The 24,219-nt window shown below is 42.7% G+C and carries 17 protein-coding genes and 1 riboswitch; of the genes, 14 read left to right on the top strand and 3 right to left on the bottom strand.

The features are described 5' to 3' along the window. Nucleotides 1–85: 85 nt before the first annotated feature. The 5 genes from LXM54_RS13515 to LXM54_RS13495 all read left to right on the top strand — a co-directional run bounded on the left by LXM54_RS13515 (nt 86) and on the right by LXM54_RS13495 (nt 10,274). Nucleotides 86–5,203 carry a PA14 domain-containing protein gene (locus LXM54_RS13515; protein ID WP_233315740.1) on the top strand — a complete coding sequence of 1,706 codons (5,118 nt, stop codon included), beginning with the start codon at nt 86–88 and terminating at the stop codon, nt 5,201–5,203. A gap of 189 nt (nt 5,204–5,392) precedes the next feature. Next, a riboswitch (purine riboswitch) is annotated at nt 5,393–5,494 on the top strand. A gap of 114 nt (nt 5,495–5,608) precedes the next feature. Continuing rightward, nucleotides 5,609–6,217 carry a xanthine phosphoribosyltransferase gene (locus LXM54_RS13510; protein ID WP_233315739.1) on the top strand — a complete coding sequence of 203 codons (609 nt, stop codon included), beginning with the start codon at nt 5,609–5,611 and terminating at the stop codon, nt 6,215–6,217. Between the two features lie 4 nt (nt 6,218–6,221). Then, complete coding sequence (locus LXM54_RS13505) at nt 6,222–7,523, top strand: nucleobase:cation symporter-2 family protein (RefSeq protein ID WP_233315738.1); 1,302 nt, start codon at nt 6,222–6,224, stop codon at nt 7,521–7,523. A 371-nt stretch (nt 7,524–7,894) separates the two neighbouring features. Next, nucleotides 7,895–9,076, top strand: a complete 1,182-nt coding sequence (locus tag LXM54_RS13500) for a NupC/NupG family nucleoside CNT transporter (RefSeq protein ID WP_233315737.1) — start codon at nt 7,895–7,897, stop codon at nt 9,074–9,076. A gap of 139 nt (nt 9,077–9,215) precedes the next feature. Continuing rightward, nucleotides 9,216–10,274, top strand: coding sequence for a M42 family metallopeptidase (locus LXM54_RS13495; protein ID WP_233315736.1), 1,059 nt, complete (start codon nt 9,216–9,218; stop codon nt 10,272–10,274). A gap of 30 nt (nt 10,275–10,304) precedes the next feature. Here LXM54_RS13495 and LXM54_RS13490 read toward each other — a convergent pair whose 3' ends face one another. Next, nucleotides 10,305–10,793, bottom strand: a complete 489-nt coding sequence (locus tag LXM54_RS13490; RefSeq protein WP_233315735.1) for a sigma-70 family RNA polymerase sigma factor — start codon at nt 10,791–10,793, stop codon at nt 10,305–10,307. 288 nt (nt 10,794–11,081) lie between these two features. Between LXM54_RS13490 and LXM54_RS13485 the strand changes: the two genes are divergently transcribed. After that, entirely contained in the window at nt 11,082–12,407 is a 1,326-nt protein-coding gene (locus LXM54_RS13485) for a UDP-glucose dehydrogenase family protein (protein ID WP_233315734.1), read from the top strand. Between the two features lie 30 nt (nt 12,408–12,437). On the opposite strand, the gene LXM54_RS13480 is transcribed toward LXM54_RS13485, so the two are convergent. Further along, entirely contained in the window at nt 12,438–12,644 is a 207-nt protein-coding gene (locus LXM54_RS13480) for a hypothetical protein (protein WP_233315733.1), read from the bottom strand. A gap of 177 nt (nt 12,645–12,821) precedes the next feature. On the opposite strand from LXM54_RS13480, the gene LXM54_RS13475 reads away from it, so the two are divergent. From LXM54_RS13475 to LXM54_RS13455, 5 genes are all read left to right on the top strand, one after another. Further along, the gene (locus tag LXM54_RS13475; protein ID WP_233315732.1) at nt 12,822–14,513 is read left to right on the top strand and encodes a spore germination protein; all 1,692 of its coding nucleotides are present in this window, start codon (nt 12,822–12,824) and stop codon (nt 14,511–14,513) included. Beyond that, nucleotides 14,510–15,727, top strand: coding sequence for a Ger(x)C family spore germination protein (locus LXM54_RS13470; protein WP_233315731.1), 1,218 nt, complete (start codon nt 14,510–14,512; stop codon nt 15,725–15,727). Before LXM54_RS13475 ends, LXM54_RS13470 begins: the two co-directional genes overlap by 4 nt. Next, the gene (locus LXM54_RS13465; RefSeq protein ID WP_233315730.1) at nt 15,724–16,836 is read left to right on the top strand and encodes a GerAB/ArcD/ProY family transporter; all 1,113 of its coding nucleotides are present in this window, start codon (nt 15,724–15,726) and stop codon (nt 16,834–16,836) included. The genes LXM54_RS13470 and LXM54_RS13465 overlap by 4 nt, the downstream gene beginning before the upstream one ends. A 256-nt stretch (nt 16,837–17,092) precedes the next feature. Next, entirely contained in the window at nt 17,093–17,476 is a 384-nt protein-coding gene (locus LXM54_RS13460) for a VOC family protein (protein WP_233315729.1), read from the top strand. Nucleotides 17,477–17,584: 108 nt separating this feature from the next. Beyond that, nucleotides 17,585–18,058 carry a hypothetical protein gene (locus LXM54_RS13455; RefSeq protein WP_233315728.1) on the top strand — a complete coding sequence of 158 codons (474 nt, stop codon included), beginning with the start codon at nt 17,585–17,587 and terminating at the stop codon, nt 18,056–18,058. Between the two features lies 1 nt (nt 18,059). Here LXM54_RS13455 and LXM54_RS13450 read toward each other — a convergent pair whose 3' ends face one another. Continuing rightward, nucleotides 18,060–19,685, bottom strand: coding sequence for a PucR family transcriptional regulator (locus LXM54_RS13450; protein ID WP_233316136.1), 1,626 nt, complete (start codon nt 19,683–19,685; stop codon nt 18,060–18,062). 159 nt (nt 19,686–19,844) lie between these two features. Here LXM54_RS13450 and LXM54_RS13445 point away from each other — a divergent pair, with 159 nt between their 5' ends. The 3 genes from LXM54_RS13445 (at nt 19,845) to preA (ending at nt 24,200) form a co-directional block, all read left to right on the top strand. Continuing rightward, a complete protein-coding gene (locus LXM54_RS13445; RefSeq protein WP_233315727.1) occupies nt 19,845–21,206 on the top strand; it encodes an aspartate aminotransferase family protein in 1,362 nt (453 codons plus the stop codon). A 320-nt stretch (nt 21,207–21,526) separates the two neighbouring features. After that, nucleotides 21,527–22,885 (top strand): NAD(P)-dependent oxidoreductase, encoded by a 1,359-nt coding sequence (locus LXM54_RS13440; protein WP_233315726.1) that lies wholly within the window; start codon nt 21,527–21,529, stop codon nt 22,883–22,885. 37 nt (nt 22,886–22,922) lie between these two features. After that, entirely contained in the window at nt 22,923–24,200 is a 1,278-nt protein-coding gene (preA, locus tag LXM54_RS13435; protein ID WP_233315725.1) for an NAD-dependent dihydropyrimidine dehydrogenase subunit PreA, read from the top strand. Nucleotides 24,201–24,219 lie beyond the last annotated feature (19 nt).

The raw sequence follows: 24,219 nt of genomic DNA, 5'->3' as shown, positions 1-24,219 counted from the left end.
AATTATTAACAAATTTCGGGTAATATTGCATAATTATAGAGGGTTTATCGCTAAGACTATTTTATCAGACGAATCTTTTTAGGAGGTGTCTTGGATTAAGAAGTTTTTACCCGTAACATTTATGGCTTTAGCATTCGGAATTTCGGGGTTATTTATTCCGGCTAGTCATGATGCAGAAGCAGCAACTGCTGCAAAATGGTCTGTTAGCTACTATAACAATACGAGCATGTCAGGAACTCCTGTCGTAAAAGAGGAGATTTCCCAGAATGAGCTTGGCTTGAAAGTAGAGAACGGCACTAATTCTCCGGCAACCGGAGTGAACAGCGACAACTTTTCTGCTGTTTATCAGTCCGACCAAGTGATGCCTGCAGGGAAGTATATCCTGCGGACAAGGGCAGATGACGGCATTAGAGTTTATGTGGATGGCAAGAAGGTTGTGGATGACTGGACTGCAAGCAGCTATTGGAAAAGTGAGAAGTCCAAAGTGATTACAGTCGCAGACATTAGCGGTCAATCCAACAAACAGCTTCACCGCATAAAGGTAGAATACTATGATAAGACTGGCGGCAGCGGCCTTGAGGTTTATCTTCATCCATATGAGGATGAAACAGAGGATTCCAGCTGGCTAGGACTCTATTATTCTAATAAATCGTTTTCTGGCACTCCCGCATTAGTGGAAGGCGGAGCGACAGCTGGCACTAAGCTAGATCAGCTCCTGAAAGACTGGGGGCGTGAAAGCCCTGCGGACGGCCTGCCTGCAGACAACTTCACTGCAACTTATTTAAAGAAGTTGGCTGGTGGCAAGGATTATTTTGTCCAATCTTATGCAGATGATCAGATTGAAGTGAAAATTGGGAGTCAGACAGTAATCAAGCAAAACTACAACTCATCCGGCGCTATTAATACAGGTGTCGCAACAAATGTTGGCTCTGGAGAACAGACGATGAAGGTAAATTACCTTGAAGCGACTGGCAGAGCGAGATTTGCTGCTGAGGCAGTCGAATTTGGCGACTGGATTGGCTGGTACTATGACAATACCTCTTTAAGCGGAACTCCGAAGAGACAGAATGTTATTCAAGGAAACGGCAAGTCCCTCAAGGTGGAAAACGGTTCAGGATCCCCGATAGAAGGCATTGGCAAGGATAACTTCTCTGTGAGATATTCAACAGCTCAGCATATAAAGGCCGGCAAGTATATCTTGCGAACTCGTGCTGATGACGGCATACGGATTTATATTGACGGCAAATTGGCTGTAGACAGCTGGAAATCAAGCAGCTATTGGAAAAGTGAACAAGCGCATATGATCGAAATAAAGGACAAGAGCACAAGTGATGCTTCTAAGAAGGATGTCCATGAAATTACGATCGAGTATTATGAGAAAACAGGCGGCAGCGGCCTTGAATTTTACTTGAATACTATTCAACAAGAGGCTGCAGCTAATAAATGGTTTGGCTTATATTATAACAATACCTCTTTAAGCGGGCTTGCTTCTGTTATTGAGGGAGGCGCTACTGCTGGAACAAAGCAGAGCCAGCTTTTCCATAACTGGGATAAGAACAAGCCGTATCCAAACATCAATGAGGATAATTTCACAGCAAGCTACTATAAGCTTCTTGATGGCAGCAAGGATTATTATATCCAGACATATGCCGATGACAGAATTCGTGCAAAGGCAAATGGCAACACCGTCATCAATCGCTGGAGCAACTCCTCTGGAATAATGGATACAGGAATTATTACGGATCTTGCATCCGGCAATAATCTGCTTCAAGTCGATTATATGGAAGCAGGCGGCAGAGCAAGAGTAGCGGGAGACGCAGTGCCGCTGGGCAACTGGATTGCCTGGTATTACAACAATACGAATTTAAGCGGCTTCCCGGCAGCACAAAATACAATTTCAAGTGACGGCACTTCCTTGAAGGTAGAGAACGGATATGGTTCACCTGTTAGTGCGGTTGGCGGCGATTATTTCTCCGCAAGCTATTCAACTGCCCAAAGAATTAAGGCAGGCGACTATATTTTACGTACAAGAGCTGACGACGGAATGCGTGTTTATATTGACGGCAAGCTTGCAGTCGACAGCTGGAAGTCAAGCAGCTACTGGAAGAGCGAACAGACTCATGTCATCTCTGTAAAGGATCATACAACAGGGAATGCAGACCATAAAGATATTCACACCATACGAATTGAGTATCATGAGGAGACAAAAAGCAGCGGATTGGAATTTTATCTGCAGCCTGCGAGTGATGAGCTTGAAAAGGACAGCTGGCTAGAGCTTTACTACAATAATACGAGTCAGTCTGGAACACCGGTAAAAGCAGTCGGCGGTGCTACTGCAGGCACTAAGGTGAAGGAGCTTCTTCATAATTGGGGAACAGGCAATCCTTATACAGAAGTGAATGCAGACAACTTCTCTGCTAAGTTCATGAAGCTCATTGAGGGCGGCAAGGATTATGTTATTCAAACATATGCAGATGACGGAGTAAGAGCAACCGTTGATGACAAGACTGTCATTAACCGCTGGAGCAATTCTTCCGGAAAATCAGATTTTGGAACAATCACAGGTTTAAGCACTGGAAATCACCGTTTGACTGTTGATTACTATGAAAGTACCAACAATGCAGGAATCGCAGCAACTGTGGCACCATTCGGAAACTGGATTGCATCTTATTATAACAATACATCTCTGACTGGTATGCCTAAGTCTGTCAAGACTGTTTCTGGAAATGGACAAAGTCTGAAGGTGGAAAATGGCACAGGCTCACCAACTGTAGGGATTAATGCAGACAACTTCTCTGTAAGCTACAAGACAGCACAAAGGATAACTGCTGGTTCGTATATTTTGCGCACAAGAGCAGATGATGGAATTCGTGTTTATCTTGACGGCAATCTTGTTGTGGACAGATGGAAATCAAGCAGCTATTGGAAGAGTGAAACAACTGATATTATTCAAGTTAATGATCGCACTTCAGCTTCTGCTTCTGACAAAAATGTTCATACCATTGAAATTCAATACTATGATCAGACAGGCGGCAGCGGTCTTGAGTTCTATTTGCAAAACGCAGATAAGGAAGTTGAGAAGGACAGCTGGTTCGGTCAATTCTATCCGAACAGCACATTGTCTGGAAATTATGTAAATATAGCAGGCGGAGCGACATCCGGCAATAAGCTTGATACCATTCGCTATAATTGGGGTACGGGGCAGTCCATCTCAGGCCTTTCTGCAGATAACTTCTCTGCTCGCTTCAGAAAACTGATTGCAGGCGGACAAGATTACTTTGCACAGGCGTTTGCTGATGACGGCATCCGCATGAGCCTTGATGGCAGCAAGTTTATCGATAAGTGGACGAACTCTTCAGGAGACATTTACCGTGCAACATTGCCGAAGGTCTCTAGCGGTAATCATACCGTTACTGCTGAATACTATGAAAATACCGGAAAAGCATCTCTGTTTGCTGATGTAGTCCCATTTGGAAACTGGATTGTCTATTATTATGACAATATGGAAACATCTGGTGCTCCTGTGAATGCGAAAGTGCTCAATCCGAACAGCAACAACGGCTTTACAGAAGATTTCGGCTATGATGCGCCGATGGCAAATGTGCCTGCTAATAACTATTCAGCACGTTATGTTACGGCGAAGCGCCTGACTGCTGGCGATTATTATATCAACACAATTGCTGACGACGGAGTGCAAGTGCTTGTCGACGGCAAAGTTGTGATCGACAGATGGAGTGCTGGCAACAGCAAAAATGATGCAGTTAAGCTTTCTGTCAAGAATGGGGCAGAAGGAGATATTCACTGGATTGAGGTTAGATATCTTGAACAGACAGGCAAATCGAATATTGACTTTACGATTACCCCATTCAATGAGAACAGCTTAATCAATAAGGATACTTGGACAGTTCAATATTATCCGAACGTCATTAATCCAAGCAGTCCTGTATCTTCCACAGGACTTGTGGAAGTCGATCAGGAATCTGACGTGAACTTCAATTGGGGTTCAGGCTCGCCTGCTAAGAGTATTCCAAATGATAACTTCTCAGCAGTTATGAGCAAGCAAGTCTACTTCTCTAAGAGCACGAACTATGACTTCACTGTTAATGCAGATGACGGTGTCATTCTGCTTGTCGATGGAAAGACTATCATCGATTCATGGGTAGCGAAGAAGGGCGAGCGAGAAGTAAAAGCGAAGTACATGGACAAAGGATACCACACTGTAACAATCAAGTATTTCGAGAGCACTGGCAACGCAAATATCAGCCTTGATATAAGCGAATCGGTGAAGCAAGAAGTAATTAAAACATACAGTGACTTTTCTCTTACCCTTGACCAAATGACGACAATCCAGAGCAATTCCGCTCCAAAAACAGACAAACGCTATGACATCTACTTGCGTGAAGATGCTTTTTATACGAAAAGCAATGGCAGATTAGCTGTTGAGGGCGGCTGGAATATTCGTACAGGTCCGGGGGCGAACTACAGTGCACATGATCTTCGCTTCCAAGCAGGAGACAGTGATTTCACAGTCCTTAGCACAGTAAAGGGCACGGACGGCATGAACTGGATGAAGCTTGGCGGATGGGTTCCGCCTTCCATAGCGGATCTGAAGTATTATATCAACCCATCTAACTTCCAGGGAACGCTGAAAGCACAGCTGCAATTTGCTAAGCTTTCTGATCCGGGTACAATCAGTGTGGATGAAGTGAATGAGAAGGTTCTTACCGGAAAAGGTATACTTGCTGGAAAAGCAAGCAGCTACCAAAAAGCTGCAGAGCAGTATGGCGTTAACGCCGTTTACTTGATGGCACACTCCTTCTTGGAAACAGGAAACGGAACGAGCCAGCTTGCAAAAGGCGTCACATACAATGGCAAGACAGTGTACAATATGTACGGAATTGGCGCAACAGACAATAATGCCGTTTCAGGCGGAGCAGCTTTCGCGTACAGCGCAGGCTGGTTTACACCAGAAGCAGCTATTATTGGCGGTGCTGAATTTGTGCGAAAAGACTATATTGACAGAGGTCAAGATACTATATATGAAATGAGATGGAATCCTGTCGGAGCAGCTGCAAATGGATATGCTACACACCAATATGCAACAGATATTGGCTGGGCATCTAAGCAAACATCCAGCATGTATAATATTTATAATATACTAGAGTCATATAGTATTACCCTTGACATACCAAGATATAAATAAGAGGAAAAGCCGCCGATAAATTTGGCGGCTTCTTCTTTTGGTTGCATTTCCCAGCATTAGTCTGAAAAACCGGCTAAAGACAGTGACAGCAAGGTTTTTATCCTGTGCTTCCGTGTTGGACTTTGTCGAATATTCTTCGTTTTTGTAAAAATTCAGTTTGCAAAAGTCCAATCTTCGGATATAATTTCTATATAACATTTATATTCATCTCGTATAATAGCAGGGATATGGCCTGCGAGTTTCTACCAGATAACCGGAAATTATCTGACTACGAGTAAGCTATTAATAATAGGATGCTATTTTCTTTAGGGAATAGTGTCATTAATTCTGCTGGAGAACAGCACGCTTACTCTTTTTTAAGTAAACGTGCTGTTCTCCTTTTTATTTTTCAGGGGGATGAACGCAATGAAGCTACTAACAGACAAAATTGAAAGAGAAGGCATTGTGCTCGACAGCAATGTGCTTAAAGTAGACTCTTTCATCAATCATCAAATGGATCCACAGCTTATGAATGAGATTGGCTTAGAGTTCGCAAGAAGGTTTAAAGACGCAGGAGTCACAAGAATCCTAACGATTGAATCTTCCGGCATTGCACCTGCTATTATGGCGGGCCTAGCGATGAATGTTCCCGTCATTTTTGCGAGAAAAAGAAAATCTTTGACGTTAACAAGCGATTTATATACATCGACTGTTTATTCTTTTACAAAGCAGGAATCCAATGAGATTACTGTATCGAAAAAATATCTTTTAAAGGAAGACCGTGTCTTAATTATTGATGACTTCCTTGCAAACGGACAGGCAGCAATCGGTCTGGCAGATTTAGTAGAACAAGCTGGCGCTGAGGTGAGCGGTATCGGTATTTTGATTGAAAAGTCCTTCCAGCCTGGTGCTGATGAGATTCTTAAAAAAGGATATCGTTTGGAGTCATTGGCAAGAATCGCTTCCCTGCAAGAAGGAAAAGTGAAGTTTGCTGCAGACAGAGAAGTGCAAAGCATCTATTCAGGAGGTTACTAATTATATGGGCAAGGAATCTTTAAAGACATGGTCAATAGGCTTTCAACACGTTCTGGCAATGTATGCTGGAGCAGTGCTAGTTCCATTGATTGTTGGCGGAGCGCTGAATTTAACATTTGAACAATTAACCTATTTAGTATCAATTGATTTGCTGACATGCGGTATCGCTACATTGCTGCAAGTTTGGAAAAATAAATTCTTCGGGATTGGTCTTCCAGTCATGCTTGGCTGTACATTTACAGCAGTAGGACCGATGATTGCAATCGGTGCAAATCATGGAGTAACTGCTATATACGGAGCGATTATCGTTTCAGGAGCTATCATTATTATTATTTCTTCCTTCTTTAGTAAGCTAGTTAAATATTTCCCGCCTGTTGTGACAGGCTCTGTCGTAACCATCATTGGTTTAACATTGATTCCTGTTGCTATTAAGGATATGGCAGGCGGCGAAGGCAGTGCAGACTTCGGTGATCCGAAAAACCTGCTGTTGTCTTTCGGTGTGTTAGTGTTTATCCTGTTGCTAAACAAATACGCAAAAGGCTTTATTAAAACTATCTCCATTTTAATTGGATTAATCGTTGGTACAATTGTTGCAGCGTTCATGGGCTTAGTCAACTTTGCTGAAGTTGGGGAAGCTTCCTGGGTTCACGGCTTAAAGCCATTCTATTTCGGAATGCCGACATTTAATTTCTCAGCTATCTTAACAATGACACTTGTAGCAATTGTCAGCCTTATTGAATCGACTGGTGTATATTTAGCTCTTAGCGATATCACAAAAACAAAGGTATCAGAAAAGGACCTTGCAAGAGGATATCGTTCTGAAGGGATTGCCAGCGTAATTGGCGGTGTGTTCAACTCCTTCCCATACACAGCTTACTCACAAAACGTCGGGCTTGTACAGCTGACAGGAGTAAAAACAAAAAGCGCGATTTTCTCTGCTGGTATTATCCTTGTTATCCTAGGCTTCCTGCCTAAAGTAGCAGCAGTCACAACCCTAATCCCAACAGCAGTGCTGGGGGGAGCATCGTTAGCGATGTTCGGTATGGTTTGTGCATACGGTATTAAAATGCTGGGACAAGTTGATTTCAACCAGCAAGGAAACCTGCTTGTTGTCGCATGCTCAGTCGGATTAGGTCTTGGTGTGACAGTAGTGCCAGATATCTTCAAAGAAATGCCTGAAACAATCCGCATTCTGACAGAAAGCGGCATTGTAGCAGGAAGTGTTACAGCTATTGTGCTGAACATCTTGTTTAATCTATTACCAAACAGAAAACCAGCAGTTAAAGCAGAAGAAAAGACTGCATGATTTAGGGAGCCCCTTCATTAATTGGAGGGGTTTTTTGTTATCCAGTTCCTAAGATTTCAATTTGATAAAGGTGCACAAAAATAATCAGACAAATAGAAAAAAACAATAAAACAAGACTAACATTTGACATCTCCACTGATTTAATTCTATAATTCAAATTCTCTCCAATAAAAGGGGAGATAAACAATTGTTTGAATCACAAAACTATATAAATCTTGTGAATTTACTATACTTTTTTGAAGAATAGAACTTTTGTTTATTTGCTTAAAAGCAGTGACATTCCTGCTCCTTTCCAGTATCATAAAAAATTGTGTACTATGTGCGAATCTATTATTCAACATTTGTGAATAACATCCAGGAGGGAAAGGGAAATGTCTATTTTAATAGGAATAATTGGGCTGCTTTTAACATTGGGCTTGTCATATCTTCTGTCAAATGATAAAAAGGCCGTTAACTTTAAAGCGATTCTTATTATGATTGTTATGCAATTATTAATAACTGTTGTGATGTTCAAGACAACTTTTGGCTTGAAGATTATTGAAGCTACTTCTAATGGTGTGTCGAAAGTACTTAGCTTTGGTTATGAGGGAGTCGACTTCGTTACAGGCGGTCTTGTTGATGAAGGAGTAAGTGTATTTTTCCTTAATGTACTGATGCTGATTATCTTTACATCCACATTATTGTCTGTGCTGACTCATATTAGAGTTCTGCCATTGGCTATCAAATATATCGGCGGAGCATTGGCGAAGCTTACTGGTCTTTCTAAGGTTGTAACTTTCAACAGCATTAACTCTATTTTCTTTGGACAGTCAGAAACTATTTTAGCGATTAAATCGCATTTGGATAAAATGAATGACAACAAGCTGTTCGTTGTATCGACTTCTGCAATGGCAAGTGTATCTGCTTCTATCATGGGTTCATATATGAATATGATTCCTGCGAAGTATGTATTGATTGCCATGCTGCTTAATGCGTTGTCTGCCCTTATCATTTCTACATTGTTCTGCCCGATCAAAAAGGAAGAGGACGAGGAAATCAACATTAAAGAGGTTTCTACAACGAATTCTATTTTCGGAGCAATCTCTGCAGGAGCTCTTGATGGTGGACGAGTTGCTTTAATTGTTGCGGCAATGCTTGTTGCTTATGTAGGTTTACTGGCACTAATCAATTCTTTCTTTTCAGCAATCTTCGGTATTGGCTTTACAGGAATTCTAGGCTATATCTTTGCGCCAATCGCTTGGATTATGGGTATACCAGGCCATGACATCCTTGATGCAGGTTCTGTTATGGGTACGAAGCTTGCGGCAAACGAATTCGTTGCGATGCTGCAGTTCCAAGAAATGATTCCAAATCTGTCTGAGAAGACGGTCGGTATTGTTTCCACATTCCTAGTATCATTTGCTAACTTTTCTTCCATTGGTATTATCTCTGGGTCCATCCAGGCAATCAATGGTGAAAAAGCGGATGTTGTTGCTAAATTTGGTTTGAAAATGCTGCTTGCAGCAACTCTATCATCTGTTCTAACTGCAACAATAGTTGGGTTATTTATATAATGTTTAAAAGGCTGGTGCCAAAAACACCAGTCTTTTTTTATTATTATATTGATTTTTCTGAAAAATAGCTTACGATAAAGGAAGGCGGAATTTATTTCGGATATAGAAATAAGGCTGAAATTATCGGAGGTGGAACAAAGTGATAGAATTATTGAAGGAACTGACAGCACTGCACGGACCATGCGGTTTTGAAGATGATGTTGCGGCATTTATTGCAGCACGCCTGCGCGGCACTGTTGATACAATTGAAGTGGACGGTGCTGGTAATTTAATAGTCACGAAAAAGGGCAGCAAGCCAGGACCAAAAATTGTCGTTGCTGCACATATGGATGAAGTAGGCTTTATTGTCAAAAAAGTAGAAGACAATGGTTTGATTCGCTTTGAGAAATTAGGTGGCCATGATGACAGAATCCTTCTTTCGCAGCGAGTACAAATCAAAACTAGCAGAGGTCTGCGTTCAGGGGTTATTGGCACCATATCTGCTCATATGGTGAAGTTTGATGATGCGCAGAAGGTTCGTTCTCATAAACAGCAATACATAGACGCAGGTGTTACAAGCAAAAAAGAGGCAGCGGAACTGGGGATTGAAGTGGGTGATTCGATTGTTTGGCAGCCTCATTTCGACCTGTTAACAGATAAAAGAATCAGCGGCAAAGCTTTTGATGACAGAGCAGGCTGTGCCGTGCTAATTAAAGCGCTTGAGGAACTTGATGCAACTGATTTTGCAGGAGAAATTATCGGCGCCTTTACTGTTCAGGAGGAAGTCGGCTTAAGGGGAGCAAGGGTTGTTAGCCATCAGACGGATGCTGATGTGGCAATTGCTCTTGATACGACAGCAGTCAGTGATACTCCTGAGGAAATGATGGATAAAACACTTGCCTTAGGTGCTGGCACCGGTATTAAAATTATGGATTTTAGCTTGATTTCTAACAGGAAGGTAAAAGAGCAGCTTCAGTCACTGGCAAAAGAACACAGCATTCCTTATCAGCTTGAAGTGTTCCCTGGAATTGGAACAGATGCAGGAGAATTAAGCCTTGCGGGTAAGGGGATACCGACAGGAGTGCTCTCTATTCCTTCCAGATATGCACATTCTCCAAATGAAGTGATTGATATAAAGGATTTAGAAGCGACAAAGGATCTCTTGAAGGTATTTATTCTTCATATGAGAACAGCTAGTGAATATAAATTTAAGATTTAACACTTGAGGATGGCTCCCGAGCCGTCCTTTTTACATTTGCTGGGCAAGAATTTTACGCAGCTTTTCTACCGCACCTTTTTTCCAAGCCTTCACTGCTGACATGCTGACATGCTCTTTTGCAGCAATTTCAGCTATTGTTAACTGCTGGATGGAAAAATAGGTGACCCACTTTGCTTCTTTTGCAGTAAGTGTACTGCACAATGTTTGAATATAGTGCTCATCTAGAGTCAGCATGTGACTTCCAGCCGTTTCCCAAAATGCCTCCTCAGGGTATACAGTCTGCTGTTCCTCTTTAGAACGGCGTTTCAGTTCATCGAGAAATCTTCCTCTCATATACATATACAAATAAGAGTGAAACTTTCCTTTATCTTCTTTATAGTTCTGCCATGCTTCCCAGATGCTGATAAGGCCAATTTGCAAAAACTCTTCTTTATTTTTATAGATAGATATTTTTTTCAGCAAATGGTGAATCATCGGTGTATACTGTTCGGTTAACAATTGATAGTCCTTGTCATTCAACAGAAAATCCCTTCCGAAAAAGCGCTTTTTCTTGTTAGTTTCCTAGGTGCTTTCAATATATAAGAAATATTAACAGGCTGCGAATAGTGGAAATCTATTTTAGACAAAAGAAGTGGGTGTGAAAACTAGGTAATTGCCATGATAGCTGTTGTTTGCCTTAGGCGATAGGGTTAGTTCATACAACCTTTACAAAGATGACGAATTAGCTTTACAAGCCACTGCTAAAATGAAGGGAAAAGATTGCAATCGGGTTTATAGACAATAAAAAGATGAGGGAGTTTCGATCGAATGGAGATTACAGTAGCAGGAACAGGGTATGTAGGATTAGTGACTGGCGTATGTTTGGCAGAAGCAGGCCATGTAGTGACATGTGTTGATCCCATTCAGGATAAGATTGATTTATTGAATAATGGCATCTCTCCTATTTATGAGCCGCAGCTAGATGAGCTGATCGTCAGAAATAAGGATGCTGGCAGCCTGTTTTTTACAACAGACCATAAATCAGCATATGCAAATTCAAGTGTCATCATCATCGGTGTCGGTACACCAGAAAACGAGGATGGCTCTGCCAATCTTACGTTCTTATACACTGTGGCCAGACAAATAGCCGAAAATATCCAAAGAGACTGTTTAGTAGTGATTAAATCGACTGTTCCAATCGGTACAAACGATAAGGTCGAAGCATTTATAAAAGAGCATGTGAAGCGTGATATAAACGTTGAGGTAGCCGCAAATCCGGAGTTTTTGGCACAAGGCACTGCTGTCAGAGACACACTTCATGCATCGCGAATCGTTATCGGTACAGAATCAGAGAATGCAAGACAGCTCTTAACACAAATTTACCAGCCGTTCCAGCAGCCAATTCTTAATATGGGTCGCCGCAGTGCGGAAATGGTCAAGTATGCGTCCAATGACTTTCTGGCACTTAAAATCTCCTTTGTGAACGATATTGCCAATCTATGTGAGGCAGTTGGTGCTAATATTGATGATGTTACGAAAGGGATGAGCATGGACAGCCGGATTGGGGACAAATTTCTGCAGGCTGGTATTGGTTACGGTGGCTCATGCTTCCCGAAGGATACGAAGGCGCTGCACTGGCTGTCTGAGGAAGAAGGCTATGTTCTTCGCACTGTGAAGGCAGCGATTGAGGTTAATGAAAAGCAGAAGTTTAAGCTCATCAAAAAGGCAAGGAAAGACTTTGCCAGTTTTGCTGGCTTGAAGGTGGCTGTTTTAGGTGTCACTTTTAAGCCGGGAACAGATGATTTGCGAGAAGCTCCGTCTATTCCGAATGTTCGCTTGCTTTTGAACGAAGGCGCATCTGTGCATGTCTATGATCCGGTAGGAGAACAGAATTTCAAAAAAATCTACCCGACCGAAGTGGCTTTTGCATCAACCATAGAAGAAGCGTTGCAGGATGCAGATATTTGCTTTGTGTTTACAGAGTGGCCGGAAATCAAGAATGCTCCTTTAACTTTGTTTACAGAAAATATGAAAACGCCGCACGTATACGACGGCAGGAACTGCTATGCACTTGCGGAGGCAGAAGAAGCTGGAGTCCATTACCACTCCATCGGCCGTCCGTCTGTGAATGAAAAGGTTTTGCAAAAAATTTAATAAAATAAAAGGTGGAAAATGAAGCAAAGATTAGGATTCGAGATTCTTTTGCTTCATTTTCTTTTTTGTTTTCTCCACAATCATCTTTCCCCATTTTTTTAAAGCAGTGCCATTCATCAGTCCCCAAATAATCACAGGTGCCATGACGTTTAAGGCAAGCACGGTGTAGACAATCACCCAGATGAACCACTTGGCATTGAGGACATATTCGTAAATCCATGTATGATATAAATTCATTGGCAAATACTCCTTAATAAGTAAAATTCTATTATAGCAATTGGAACTATATTCTATTTAATCAACAAAAGCAGTCATAATTATACATTTTTCAACAAAAAGAATAGAACGGCATACAGTTGGTTATGAAGGATAAAAGAAGCTGTGAATGATACGCAGATTAAAGGATGATGAATAATGGTAGCAAATAATACACCTCAGCGAGATTTCACCTATTCACTAACCTATAACAGTTCCATCATTAAGGAGCTTCTTGGCGGCAGTGCCGATTTTATTGAACGGAAAGTAACCTTTTTAGAAAAAAAGGATGTTCATGCTGCTTGTTTTTATATTGACGGTTTAGTAAATACGCAAATTATTGAAAAGATAGTGCAATCCCTGATGTTTGAAGGAAATGAGGTCATTATCCGCAATGACTTGGATACTCGTGATATTGAGAGGCTCTTAGAAGAGCATGTTCTTATGAACACTAACTTCATTGAAACGACAGAGCTTGAGAGTGCTATAAAATCGATTTTATCTGGTGACACAGTGCTGCTTGTTGAAGGCTGCAACAAAGCCTTTCAAGTGCCGACAAAAGGCTGGGCGCAAAGAGGAGTATCAGAGCCTCAGGCAGAGCAAGTTGTGCGCGGTCCGCGGGATGGCTTCACAGAAAGCATTCGAGTTAACACTGCTCTTGTGAGAAGAAGGATACGAGATACAGGCTTTCGTCTCGAAGAGCTGAATGCAGGGAAACGTACGAAAACAGACATCAATATTGCCTATATAAATGGAATTGTTAAAAAAGGGCTTGTCGATGAAGTGAAGGAACGTCTGAATAGAATTGATATTGATGGCATATTAGAAAGCGGTTATATTGAGGAGCTGATAAGGGACGCACCATTATCTCCTTTCACGACCATCATGAGCACCGAACGTCCTGATAAGGTCGCTTCCTCGCTTCTAGAGGGCAGGGTGGCGATTTTTGTTGATAATACACCCTTTGTTCTTGTTGTACCAACTTATTTCTGGGAGTTCCTGCAGGCGAGCGATGATTATTATTTAGGTTTCATGGCAGGAAGCTTTTTTCGAATTGTCCGCTATACAGCCTTTATTCTCAGCTTAACATTGACGTCGATTTATGTGATGCTTGTCAGCTTTCATCAAGAGATGATTCCAACCCCTCTCGCGTTAACAATCGCTTCAGGGCGTGAGGTTGTCCCCTTTCCTGTCTTGCTGGAAGCGTTGTTGATGGAGCTGACCTTTGAGCTGATGCGGGAAGCTGGTTTGCGCATGCCAAAACCAGTCGGCTCGGCTGTGAGCATCGTTGGTTCTCTTGTTATTGGGCAAGCAGCTGTTCAGGCCGGCATCGTGTCACCATTTATGGTCATTATCGTGGCGACAACCGGGATATCCTCTTTTGTAATTCCGAACTACTCAGCCTCTTATTCAATCCGGCTGATACGATTTCCGTTGTTAATTGCATCAGGAACATTAGGATTGCTTGGCTTTGCATCAATGTTTGCACTTATAGCAATTCACGCCTTAAGCATCCGCTCATTTGGCGAATCCTACTTAGCACCAGCAACGCCTTTTCAGCCGCAGGACCAGAAGGATACTATTTTCCGCATGCCATGGTGGGCAATGAAGAAGCGCCCTCAATTAGCAGACAATGATACTTCTAAGATTGGGGAAAGCCAGCTGCCTCAGCCTCCAAAAGGAGATGAGCATGGAGAAAGCACCCATACGAAGGCAGAGGAAACCTCTGAGCGGAAGGAGCCGGAGAGCAATGCCGAACAGCAGTCAGAAACGAAAGAGGACAGCGGTGGGACAGGCATTAAACAGCTGAAGAGACGAAAGTCACCAAAAGGAAAAGGGGATGAGAAATGATGAAAAAAATCATCCTTTTTCATGCGTTGCTGTCTGTTGTTCTTTTGCTTGGGGCATGCTCGGGCAAGCGGGAAATTAGCGATTTAGCTTTAGTGATGGCAGTTGGCCTTGATAAAGGAGAAAAGGAAGGGACAGTTAAGGTAACAGCCCAAGTAGCCAGACCTGCAGATGCCCGGGGCCAGACAGGAGCACCATCAGGTCAATCAGGAGAGCCAGTTTGGACGGTGGAAACAGAAGGCTCATCGATTTTTGAAGCAATCCGTCAAATGTCGAGCATGTCATCACGAAGGGTTTTTTGGGCTCATAACTTTATTATTGTCATTAATGAGGAGGTAGCGAAGGAAGGAATCGGGGATGTTATCGATTTCTTCACACGTAACCCTGAACTAAGAATGAGAACATGGGTAACTGTAACACCAGAGAAAGCGAATGAAGTCATTTCTACCGTTACAAGTCTTGAAGTAATCCCAGGCGAAGCGCTCGCAAAGCTGTTTCGCTACACAACTATATCTAATCAGGCGCCGAGAACAGTGATTATGGACTTGTTAAGTGCTTATTTAAGTGAGTCGACAGAGCCGCTGCTTGCGAGGGTTGCCTTTGAAACGAGTAAAATTGACAATAAAGCACCTGATAAAGGAGCACAAACGAAGCAGGTCGTCTTAGCAGGGGCCGGTATTTTTAAAGGGGATAAGCTTGTGGGAACATTGAAGCCAGAAGAGTTGAGAGGGCTGGTTTTGTTCAGAGAAAAGCTCGATTCAGGTGTGGCAGTAGTGAGCTGTCCTGATGATTCAAATACGCCTCTAAGTGTGGAGTTAACAAATCAATCCTTTAACGTGAAGCCAAAATATAAGGATGGTGACATCAGCTATGATGCGTCCTTTAAAGCGCATATCCGCGTTGTGGAAGCAGGCTGTTCTCTTGACCTGTCTAATAAAAAGCATGTAAAGAAGCTCGAAGACAATGTGGAAAAAGAGCTGACAAGTCAAATAAAGACAACAGTGGATAAAATCCAAAAAGATTACGGAGCAGATGTATTGGAACTAGGGAAGGTTTTTCAAAACGAATATCCATATGAGTGGAAGCATTATGCTAATTCTTGGGATGAAGTATTTCCAACTGTAAAGATAAATTTAAAGGTTAGTGCAAAAGTAGAGAGCGGATCCCTGCTTTATAAGCCGACAACATCAGGCAAAAAGGAGAAAAAGGAAGAATGAAAGTACAAATAACAAATGGCATGTTCATGGCATTGATTATTAATATGCTTTATGCGAAGTCAATTGGACTGACACAAGGCATTATGGCAAGGGAAGTGGGTGGAGATATATGGATATCCACGATATTTTCTTCGATTCAGGGCATTGTCATTATGGCAATTGTGATTTTTGCGATTAAGCGGCTCCCGAATGGAGATATGATTGATCAGTATGGACAGATACTAGGAAAATGGATTGGCAAAGGGGTCGCAGCCCTTGTATTTTTGTTTTTCTTAGGTGCATATGGCACGATAATGGCTACTTTCGTTTACCATTTGAAAGATTATTTTTTGCCTGAAGCTCATACTATTTTGTTCATTGTTGCTGCCTTTCTAATTGGGTCATATGCCATTCATTTTGGCATAGAAGTAATTGCAAGAATGGCGCTTATCGGTGTTTTCTCTGTGATGGCGTTGAATATTTTGCTTCTGGCAGGATCGATTAGTGAATTTGATATTAAAGAGCTGCAGCCAACCTTTGACTCCGGCTTCTTCTCAACATTATGGGCAAGCAGGCATCATGATGCAGACTGGGCAATGGCGACAATGATGGCTTGTATGATTCTTCCCCTTGTCAGAGATAGTGCGACATGGATTCGATCAAGTACGTCTGGGTTGATTTTCAGCGGTGTCATCATCGTCATGTGGCCGATTTTAGAGGTTGGTGTTCTGTCGCCAGAAGTTGCTGCACAATATATTGTGTCTTGTATGCAAATGGCCAGAAGTGCCGAAATCGGTCTATTTTTGCACCGTTATGAAATGATTATGATTGCCTTTTTCGCGCTGTCCATTTTAACACAAATTATGATGACGTTTTTATGCTCCTCTATAGCTGTTCAAAAAATCATCGGCTTAAAGGATTATCGTCCTGTAATCATTCCTGTTGGTCTTGTTCTAAGTGCCTTTAGCTATTGGATGATAGGCAGTCATCATCGGGCAATGGGCATCATTGAGAAGGAATGGGTTCTTGTCAGCCTCAGCATTGCCATAGGACTGCCTGGGATGCTGTTTGTATTAGGAGCGATATTTAAGAAAAAGCTTAAAAAGAAAGAGGAAGCAAAAACAGTCTAGGATAAAAAGGATGAAATTTAGTGAAAAAATCATTTGCTGCAGGCTGCTTTTGGGGCACCATTATATCAATACCAATTTGGATTCTTGTCATTTGGCTCATCATTAAGCTGTTGTTTTAGCCTTGTTGCTTAAAGGCTTATCCTTTTATGTTTTTTATGTAAAATACATCGTTTAACAGCATATAGTTAAGAAAGAGAGGAGGAAGCATAGAGATAACGTACATAAAAAAGAAGAATAAAATGGGGAGGAGATAAGGTTGAGTGAAGTGTTTATCCCAAAAACGATGATTAATGGCAAGGTAGTCATCTGGACATATGTCGAACATCTTCAGAGTGCTGTAGAGTGGTATTCTTATATTTTAGAGCTGGAACCTACAGAAAGACATGATGCCGCCTATTTCTTTACCATAAATGAATATACAAAATTGGCCTTATGCAACCGTTATTTGAGAAATCCAATAAACCAGCTTCCAGTCAATGATTGCCTTGATTTGCAAGCTGATGACATCTTTGCGGCACATGAGCAGCTAAAGGAAAAGGGTGTGCTGGTCGGTCCTGTTGACAATCCATTCCCCACATACTATGAGTTTTATTTTGTAGACATAGAAAATAACAAAATTAGAATCCATGGCTTTGCTTGAATTAATGAAAGCGTTTTAAATATTTAAATGTTGATTCTTATAACGGTACGGGCACCAAATTAGGCGGGCAGCATACAGTAAAGCATAAAAACTGAAAGGGGATTATGCATGTATTATCCGCCTATTAATCCATACAATGTTGCAAATGAACAAGATCCATATCGTTTAAACCAAATCGGAGGAGGATCTTTCTTTCCTATTCCTGGTGGTCCTCCGAGCGGTCCGCCGCCATTTTCTCCAGGAGGACCTTCCTTCCAGCCGGATTTTGGGGGACCTTCTTTCCAGCCGGATTTTGGAGGAGGTTCAGGAGGCGACCAATATGGTCCTCCATCAGGACCGCCGCCTACCTTTACACCGCAGCTTCAGGGACCACAAGGACCACAGCTGTATGCAGTTGATCCTGGTTCTATGAGAAGATGCAGATTCCGCTACACTTATGTGTGGCTGCGCAATGGCAACTCATTCTGGTTCTATCCTACTTATATCGGCAGAACTTCTGTTGCTGGATGGCGCTGGAGAAATAACCGCTGGGTGTATTACGGAACAGATGCAGACCGCATTTCTTCCTTCCAATGTACGTAAATTAGTTCCGGCCTTCGTGAATCAGCAGATTTTCCTGCTTTTTGCGAAGGCTATTTTCAAGTTCATAGCCTTTAATTGCTGCTTCTAAAGCCAAGCGGCTCGTTGGCTCAGTAAACCCATCGCCAAGGAGACTCCGTAATTTCTCCAGCCTGTGATACAAGGTTTGCCTGACGATAAACAGCCTTTCTGCCGCCATCTTTCTGGAGCCGTTGCACTCAAAGTACACGGCCAATGTTTTGAGGAGCTCGCTGTTATTCACCTTATCATATTCAATAATTCCTCCTATATAATCCTCGATATAGCGCTGTAATGCCCCTGTTTTCTGAAGGGGGAGCAACAGCCGGTATATGCCGAGATTGTCGAAAAAAGGGCTGATTGTTTCGGCCTGTTTTCGTAAATGCAGGACGTCATTTGCCTCTTCATAAGCCTTTGTCACAAGCTCAAGGCTCGAGTAAGACGAGCTTATTCCAAATAATTGACCATTCAAAAGTTTAGCACACAGCTGAGTCAGCTTTACACGGAGCTTTTCCCATTGGCCATTAGTATTTACATTACTGGGACTAGAGAAGATGATACAAATAATTTCATGTGGATGAACTGAAATGATAGGAGAATATCCTTCCTTTTGCAATAATGTCCGCAGCATCATCGCCGTATGCGTGTTTTGAAAATCCGCTTTGCTGTTCATGAAGCTAAGCTGGTTTTGATGTGTTGGAATACACAGAAGCCGGTAAGCTGCATTTGCATAATAGGTAGGCAAGATAGAATGAAAACGATTAAAGTTGACAGAGTCGTTGGACAAGCAGGAGCGAATGAAATCCTCTTCTAAACAATGCTTTTTTTCTGCTAATTCTTTATAGCGCAGAGTCACTTGTGATATGGCAGTTGCCGCTCGGTCAAGTACAAGTGTGGAGAAATCATAATGGATTTGATCAGCTTCCATTAAGACGATATAGCCCCACACCTGGTCAAACATCCGAACTGCTGCTGAAAGAAGGATGTCATCATTATGCTCCATATATGGCCGATTCTCTAAGTCTAGTTCCTTTATAAAAAACGCAGCTTCCTTTTTATTAACTGGATAATATTGAATAGAGTCTGGTGAGAGAAAGCAGGCTGGCTTGTGAAAATACTGGTAAACAGCCTGCAATATTTTCATGATGCCGTTAGGCTGCAAGGAAAGGGAGTGAAATTCCGTTGACAGCCGGTCAAGGTCAGTCAGCATTTCGTGGTGACTATTAATGATTGCAGTATGCAAATCCTGCGTGATTTCGACAAATTTGACTGTTTCTTCAAACACAATAACAGGATAATCATGCATCTCTGCAAGTGCCAGTGCATCTTGTGCAATCCCAAGTATGGAGGAGCCAAGCTCGATACATATGCAAGCAGTATTCAGCTTAATCAGCTTTTCTATATAAGCTAACTGACTTTTTTGACCGTACTGCAGATTCATGCCTGTCGTTAAAATCAGCTCCTCGCCGTTTACAAATTCCTCTGCATTATTAACTTCTAATATATGAGACCACTTCACGGGACGGTTTAGTCCTTTCCTCCCTGCAAGTACCTTTGCAGAATGAAATGGCTTGCGCTGCAAAACATCCTCAACTGTCAGCATCATCTTCATCACTTTAGCCCCCACTTTTGTTAAATGATTTAGCTTACTATGTTACATGATGTTAAATGACAATTATTTAAATAATCTGTAAATTAGATACTATCTTAAAAAATGGCTTGCCGTCAATCCAATTGGAGGGGCACGGGCACAAAGAAAGGGGTTATTAAAATGGATCAGCTGCGAACTGCTTCATGGACTGAAAAGGATCAAGGGAATGTTTGGCATCATATCTCTCCATATGTGGAGGAAAAGCCGGCAATGATAACAGCTAAAGGAGAGGGGGCATGGCTGACTGACCATGAAGGGAACAGGTATATGGACGGTATGTCAGGGCTTTGGTGTGTGAATATCGGATACGGCAGGGAGGAGCTCGCCCAAGCAGCATTTGAGCAGATGAAGGAGCTTTGCTATGCCCCGTTAACACAGAGCCACTTGCCTGCTATACAGCTTGCAGAAAAAATCAATGAATGGCTGGAAGGCGAATATATGATTTTCTATTCAAACAGCGGTTCAGAAGCAAATGAGGTAGCTTTTAAAATCAGCCGCCAATATCACCAGCAAAATGGGAATTCAGGCCGCTATAAGTTCATTTCCCGGCATCGAGCTTATCATGGCAGTTCCATGGGAGCGTTAGCTGCAACAGGACAGGCATTGCGGAAATATAAATATGAGCCTTTAGCGTCTGGATTCCTGCACGTAGCACCTCCCGATCCGTACCGCCGACCTAACGGCATGACAGCAAAAGAGCATAGTAATTTAAGGGCAGAGGAATTGGAACAGAAAATTATCTGGGAGCAGAAGGAAACCATCGCCGCTGTTATTATGGAGCCGTTAATTACAGGCGGCGGCATTCTGATTCCAGATAAAGTGTATATCGAAAAGGTGCAAGAGATATGCGAGAAATATGGTGTCCTTCTCATCATTGATGAGGTGATTTGCGGGTTTGGCCGAACAGGGAAAAAATTCGGTCATCAGCATTTTGGAATAAAACCGGATATTGTGACGATGGCCAAGGGGCTGACAAGTGCCTATCTGCCTTTATCTGTGACCGCCGTAAAAAAGGAAATCTTTGAGAAGTTCAAAGGAACTGAAGAGAATGTCCATTTTCGCCATATCAATACATTTGGCGGAAATCCATCCGCCTGTGCTGTCGCTTTGAAAAACCTTGAAATTATCGAGGCGGAGAATCTGGTAGACAGATCAGCAGAAAAAGGCTCCTTTCTTCTCAAGGAGCTGCTGCCCCTTGCCGAGACTCACCCGAACATCGGGGATGTCCGCGGATTAGGAATGATTGTCGGCATCGAGCTTGTTGCTAATAAACAAAGCAAAGAGCCAGCACCGTCTGCTTTTGCTGCCAAGATTGTTCAAGCGTGCCGGCAGGAAGGACTCATTATTGGGAAGAATGGCGACACTGTCGACGGCTACAATAATGTGCTGACCATTTGTCCGCCCTTATCAAGTACAGATGCAGATCTCATGTATTTGATTGGGACATTGAAGAAAGTATTGGCTGAGAATATTTGTAAGTAGATTGTAAGATTATCTGCCATTAATAATATTAATGAATAACGGATGCCATCATGGGGGAATTTGCCTTTTCCCATTGGTATTACTGGCATGAAGCAAGATAAGAGCTTGTTCTCCTGTTCGTAATGAAGCTAAACTTGATTGAATACTATATAGACTAACAAATAATTACCAATTATAATTTATGAAACTATTCCTTAAAATTGTAAGCTTTCCTTCCACCAATGAATCTTCGTCCTAGACTTACCATAAAACTCCGAGTAACAAGAATACCCAATAGATCAATAGGAAGTAAATCCTTCCCTAAATATAAGGAGGTTTCTATGAGTCTCATTTCAAAAGTAAATTTATCCGCTAATTTTTTAGAAGCAGCACCGCCTCTTTCAGCACAGGAGGCAACAGAAGAAGCGAACCGCTGTCTTTACTGTTATGATGCGCCGTGTATTACTGCATGTCCTACAGGAATTAATATTCCGTCTTTTATTAAAAAAATCGCGTCAGGAAATATGAAAGGGTCTGCTAAAACAATTATGACAGCCAATCCTGTTGGTGCCAGCTGTGCAAGAGTATGTCCGACAGAGGAATTGTGTGAAGGAGCTTGCGTGTTGAACTCCTCTACAAAGCCAATCATGATTGGCAATCTCCAGCGTTATGCGACAGATTGGGCAATAAAGAATAAGCAAGTAATGTTTAAGGCAGGCATAAGCAATGGCAAAAGGATAGCGATTGTCGGGGGAGGACCTGCTGGCCTGTCTGCGGCAAGAGAGCTTGCACTGCTTGGCTACAAGGTGACCATCTTTGAAGCAGAGAAGGAGGCAGGCGGGCTGAACACTTATGGAATTGTCTCGTTCCGCCTTCCGAAGGAAATTTCCTATTGGGAAGTGGAGCAGGTGAAGAGTCTTGATGTGGAAATCCGCACAAATACAAGAGTAGGCACTGATATTTCTGCGAGTGCTCTTCTCGAAAACTATGATTCTGTTCTCTTGGCAATAGGGATGGCGAATGTCCCTGACTTGAATATAGCTGGTGAGAACCTGGATGGTGTGTATGATGCCATTGAATTCGTGAAGGAAACAAAGACAAAGCCCATTACGAATCACTTAGTCGGAAAGAAAGTAGCAGTTATCGGGGCAGGAAACACAGCGATTGATGCTGCTACTTGTTCTGTCCGCCTCGGAGCAGAGCAAGTTCAGATTGTATATCGTCGGACAGCAGTGGAAATGACCGCCTATCGATTTGAATACGAATTTGCTAAACAAGATGGAGTAGAGTTTAAGTGGCTGACAGCTCCTCAAACGATTATCAGCGATGAGGCTGGCAACGTCACAGCTCTGGAGTGTGTGAAAATGGAGCTTGGCGAGCCTGACGAGCATGGCCGCTCTAAGCCCGCAGCTGTCTGTGGTTCGGAATTCAAGCTTGATGTTGACGTCGTAATAAAGGCGATTGGGCAATCACGTCATTTGCCCCTGATTGAGCAATTTGAACTTGATCATGATGGCGGAGTCATTTCTATTAATTTAAATTCTTATCAAACTTCTAACGAAAAGGTATTTGCATGCGGAGATGCGATTTTTGGCAAAGGACAGGGAGAGGCAATGGTTGTGTCTGCCGCACAGCAAGGGAAGGAAAGTGCTTATGCGATTCACAGGAAACTGACTCAAGAAACAGCAGAGACAGCTTAAATAAGCATGCCTTTTTACTAAAACTAGGAGGTCGTTTATGGCAGACTTAAGCATTAATTTAGCAGGCATTAAATCACCTAATCCGTTCTGGCTTGCGTCCGCTCCCCCAACTAATTCAGGCTATCAAGTGCAGCGTGCGTTTGAAGCTGGCTGGGGAGGAGCTGTCTGGAAAACACTCGGTGACCCGATATTAAATGTATCCTCGAGATTTGCTGCAGTCAGCTTTAATGGGCAAAGAGTGGCAGGCTTTAACAATATTGAGCTCATTACAGACCGACCATTAGAAGTAAACTTGAAGGAAATTTATGAAACGAAAAAAAGATTCCCAAATCATGCGATTATAGCAAGCTTGATGGTAGAACCGCAGCAGGATAAATGGCATGAAATTGTGAAAAGAGTGGAGGCTGTCGGCGTTGACGGGCTTGAACTGAACTTCGGCTGTCCTCACGGTATGGCAGAACGGGGGATGGGAGCCGCTTCAGGCCAAGTGCCTGAACTGGTTGAAAAGCAGACATACTGGGCGAAGGAAGTTGCCACAACACCTGTTATTGTCAAGCTTACTCCAAATATTACAGACATTACCGCAACAGCTGAAGCAGCTGTTCATGGCGGCGCCGATTCCATCAGCATGATCAATACCATTAACAGCTTGGCAGGTGTTGATATTGACACATGGGAAACAATTCCCCATGTTGCTGGGAAAGGCGCCCATGGCGGCTATTGCGGACCAGCCGTCAAGCCAATCGCCCTTCATATGGTTGGAGAATGTGCCCGCAACCCGCATATCAATGTGCCGATTTCCGGTATTGGGGGGATATCGAGCTGGCGAGATACAGTCGAATTCATGCTGATGGGTGCCACAGGTGTGCAAGTTTGCACGGCCGCCATGCACCACGGATTCCGAATTGTCGAGGATATGATAGAAGGGCTCGACTTCTACTTAGAGGAAAAGGGACTGTCATCTGTCATGGATTTAGTCGGAAAGTCAGTGCCGAAGTATTCTGACTGGGGCGACTTGGATCTCAACTACAGCGTTGTTGCCAAAATCAATAATGATGTTTGTATCAATTGCAATAAATGCCATATCGCTTGTGAAGATACTTCTCACCAATGCATTGATATGCTAAAGGACGCAAGCGGCATGAGCTATTTAAAAGTGAGAGAGGAAGATTGTGTCGGTTGCAATCTATGTTCTATTGTATGCCCTGTGGAAGGGGCGATTGATATGGTTCAGATGCAAAATGGACTTCCGCCAATGACTTGGAACGAGCGCCAAGGCGCATTAGGTGCATTAGCAAATTCTGTTCGTCCATAAAAAACTACGAGGAGCGGTG

It is taken from the genome of Bacillus sp. Au-Bac7 (genome assembly GCF_021341655.1).
Classification (GTDB): Bacteria; Bacillota; Bacilli; order Bacillales; family Cytobacillaceae; genus Niallia.
This window is presented reverse-complemented; position numbering and strand designations above follow the sequence as displayed.

What these genes read in the sequence shown, in the direction of transcription:
- LXM54_RS13505 (WP_233315738.1), top strand. Translation starts at nt 6,222, where the DNA reads ATGGGCAAGGAATCTTTAAAGACATGGTCAATAGGCTTTCAACACGTT.
- LXM54_RS13470 (WP_233315731.1), top strand. Translation starts at nt 14,510, where the DNA reads ATGATGAAAAAAATCATCCTTTTTCATGCGTTGCTGTCTGTTGTTCTT.
- LXM54_RS13445 (WP_233315727.1), top strand. Translation starts at nt 19,845, where the DNA reads ATGGATCAGCTGCGAACTGCTTCATGGACTGAAAAGGATCAAGGGAAT.
- LXM54_RS13455 (WP_233315728.1), top strand. Translation starts at nt 17,585, where the DNA reads ATGTATTATCCGCCTATTAATCCATACAATGTTGCAAATGAACAAGAT.
- LXM54_RS13480 (WP_233315733.1), bottom strand. Translation starts at nt 12,644, where the DNA reads ATGAATTTATATCATACATGGATTTACGAATATGTCCTCAATGCCAAG.
- preA (WP_233315725.1), top strand. Translation starts at nt 22,923, where the DNA reads ATGGCAGACTTAAGCATTAATTTAGCAGGCATTAAATCACCTAATCCG.
- LXM54_RS13440 (WP_233315726.1), top strand. Translation starts at nt 21,527, where the DNA reads ATGAGTCTCATTTCAAAAGTAAATTTATCCGCTAATTTTTTAGAAGCA.
- LXM54_RS13500 (WP_233315737.1), top strand. Translation starts at nt 7,895, where the DNA reads ATGTCTATTTTAATAGGAATAATTGGGCTGCTTTTAACATTGGGCTTG.
- LXM54_RS13465 (WP_233315730.1), top strand. Translation starts at nt 15,724, where the DNA reads ATGAAAGTACAAATAACAAATGGCATGTTCATGGCATTGATTATTAAT.
- LXM54_RS13450 (WP_233316136.1), bottom strand. Translation starts at nt 19,685, where the DNA reads ATGAAGATGATGCTGACAGTTGAGGATGTTTTGCAGCGCAAGCCATTT.
- LXM54_RS13475 (WP_233315732.1), top strand. Translation starts at nt 12,822, where the DNA reads ATGGTAGCAAATAATACACCTCAGCGAGATTTCACCTATTCACTAACC.
- LXM54_RS13510 (WP_233315739.1), top strand. Translation starts at nt 5,609, where the DNA reads ATGAAGCTACTAACAGACAAAATTGAAAGAGAAGGCATTGTGCTCGAC.
- LXM54_RS13485 (WP_233315734.1), top strand. Translation starts at nt 11,082, where the DNA reads ATGGAGATTACAGTAGCAGGAACAGGGTATGTAGGATTAGTGACTGGC.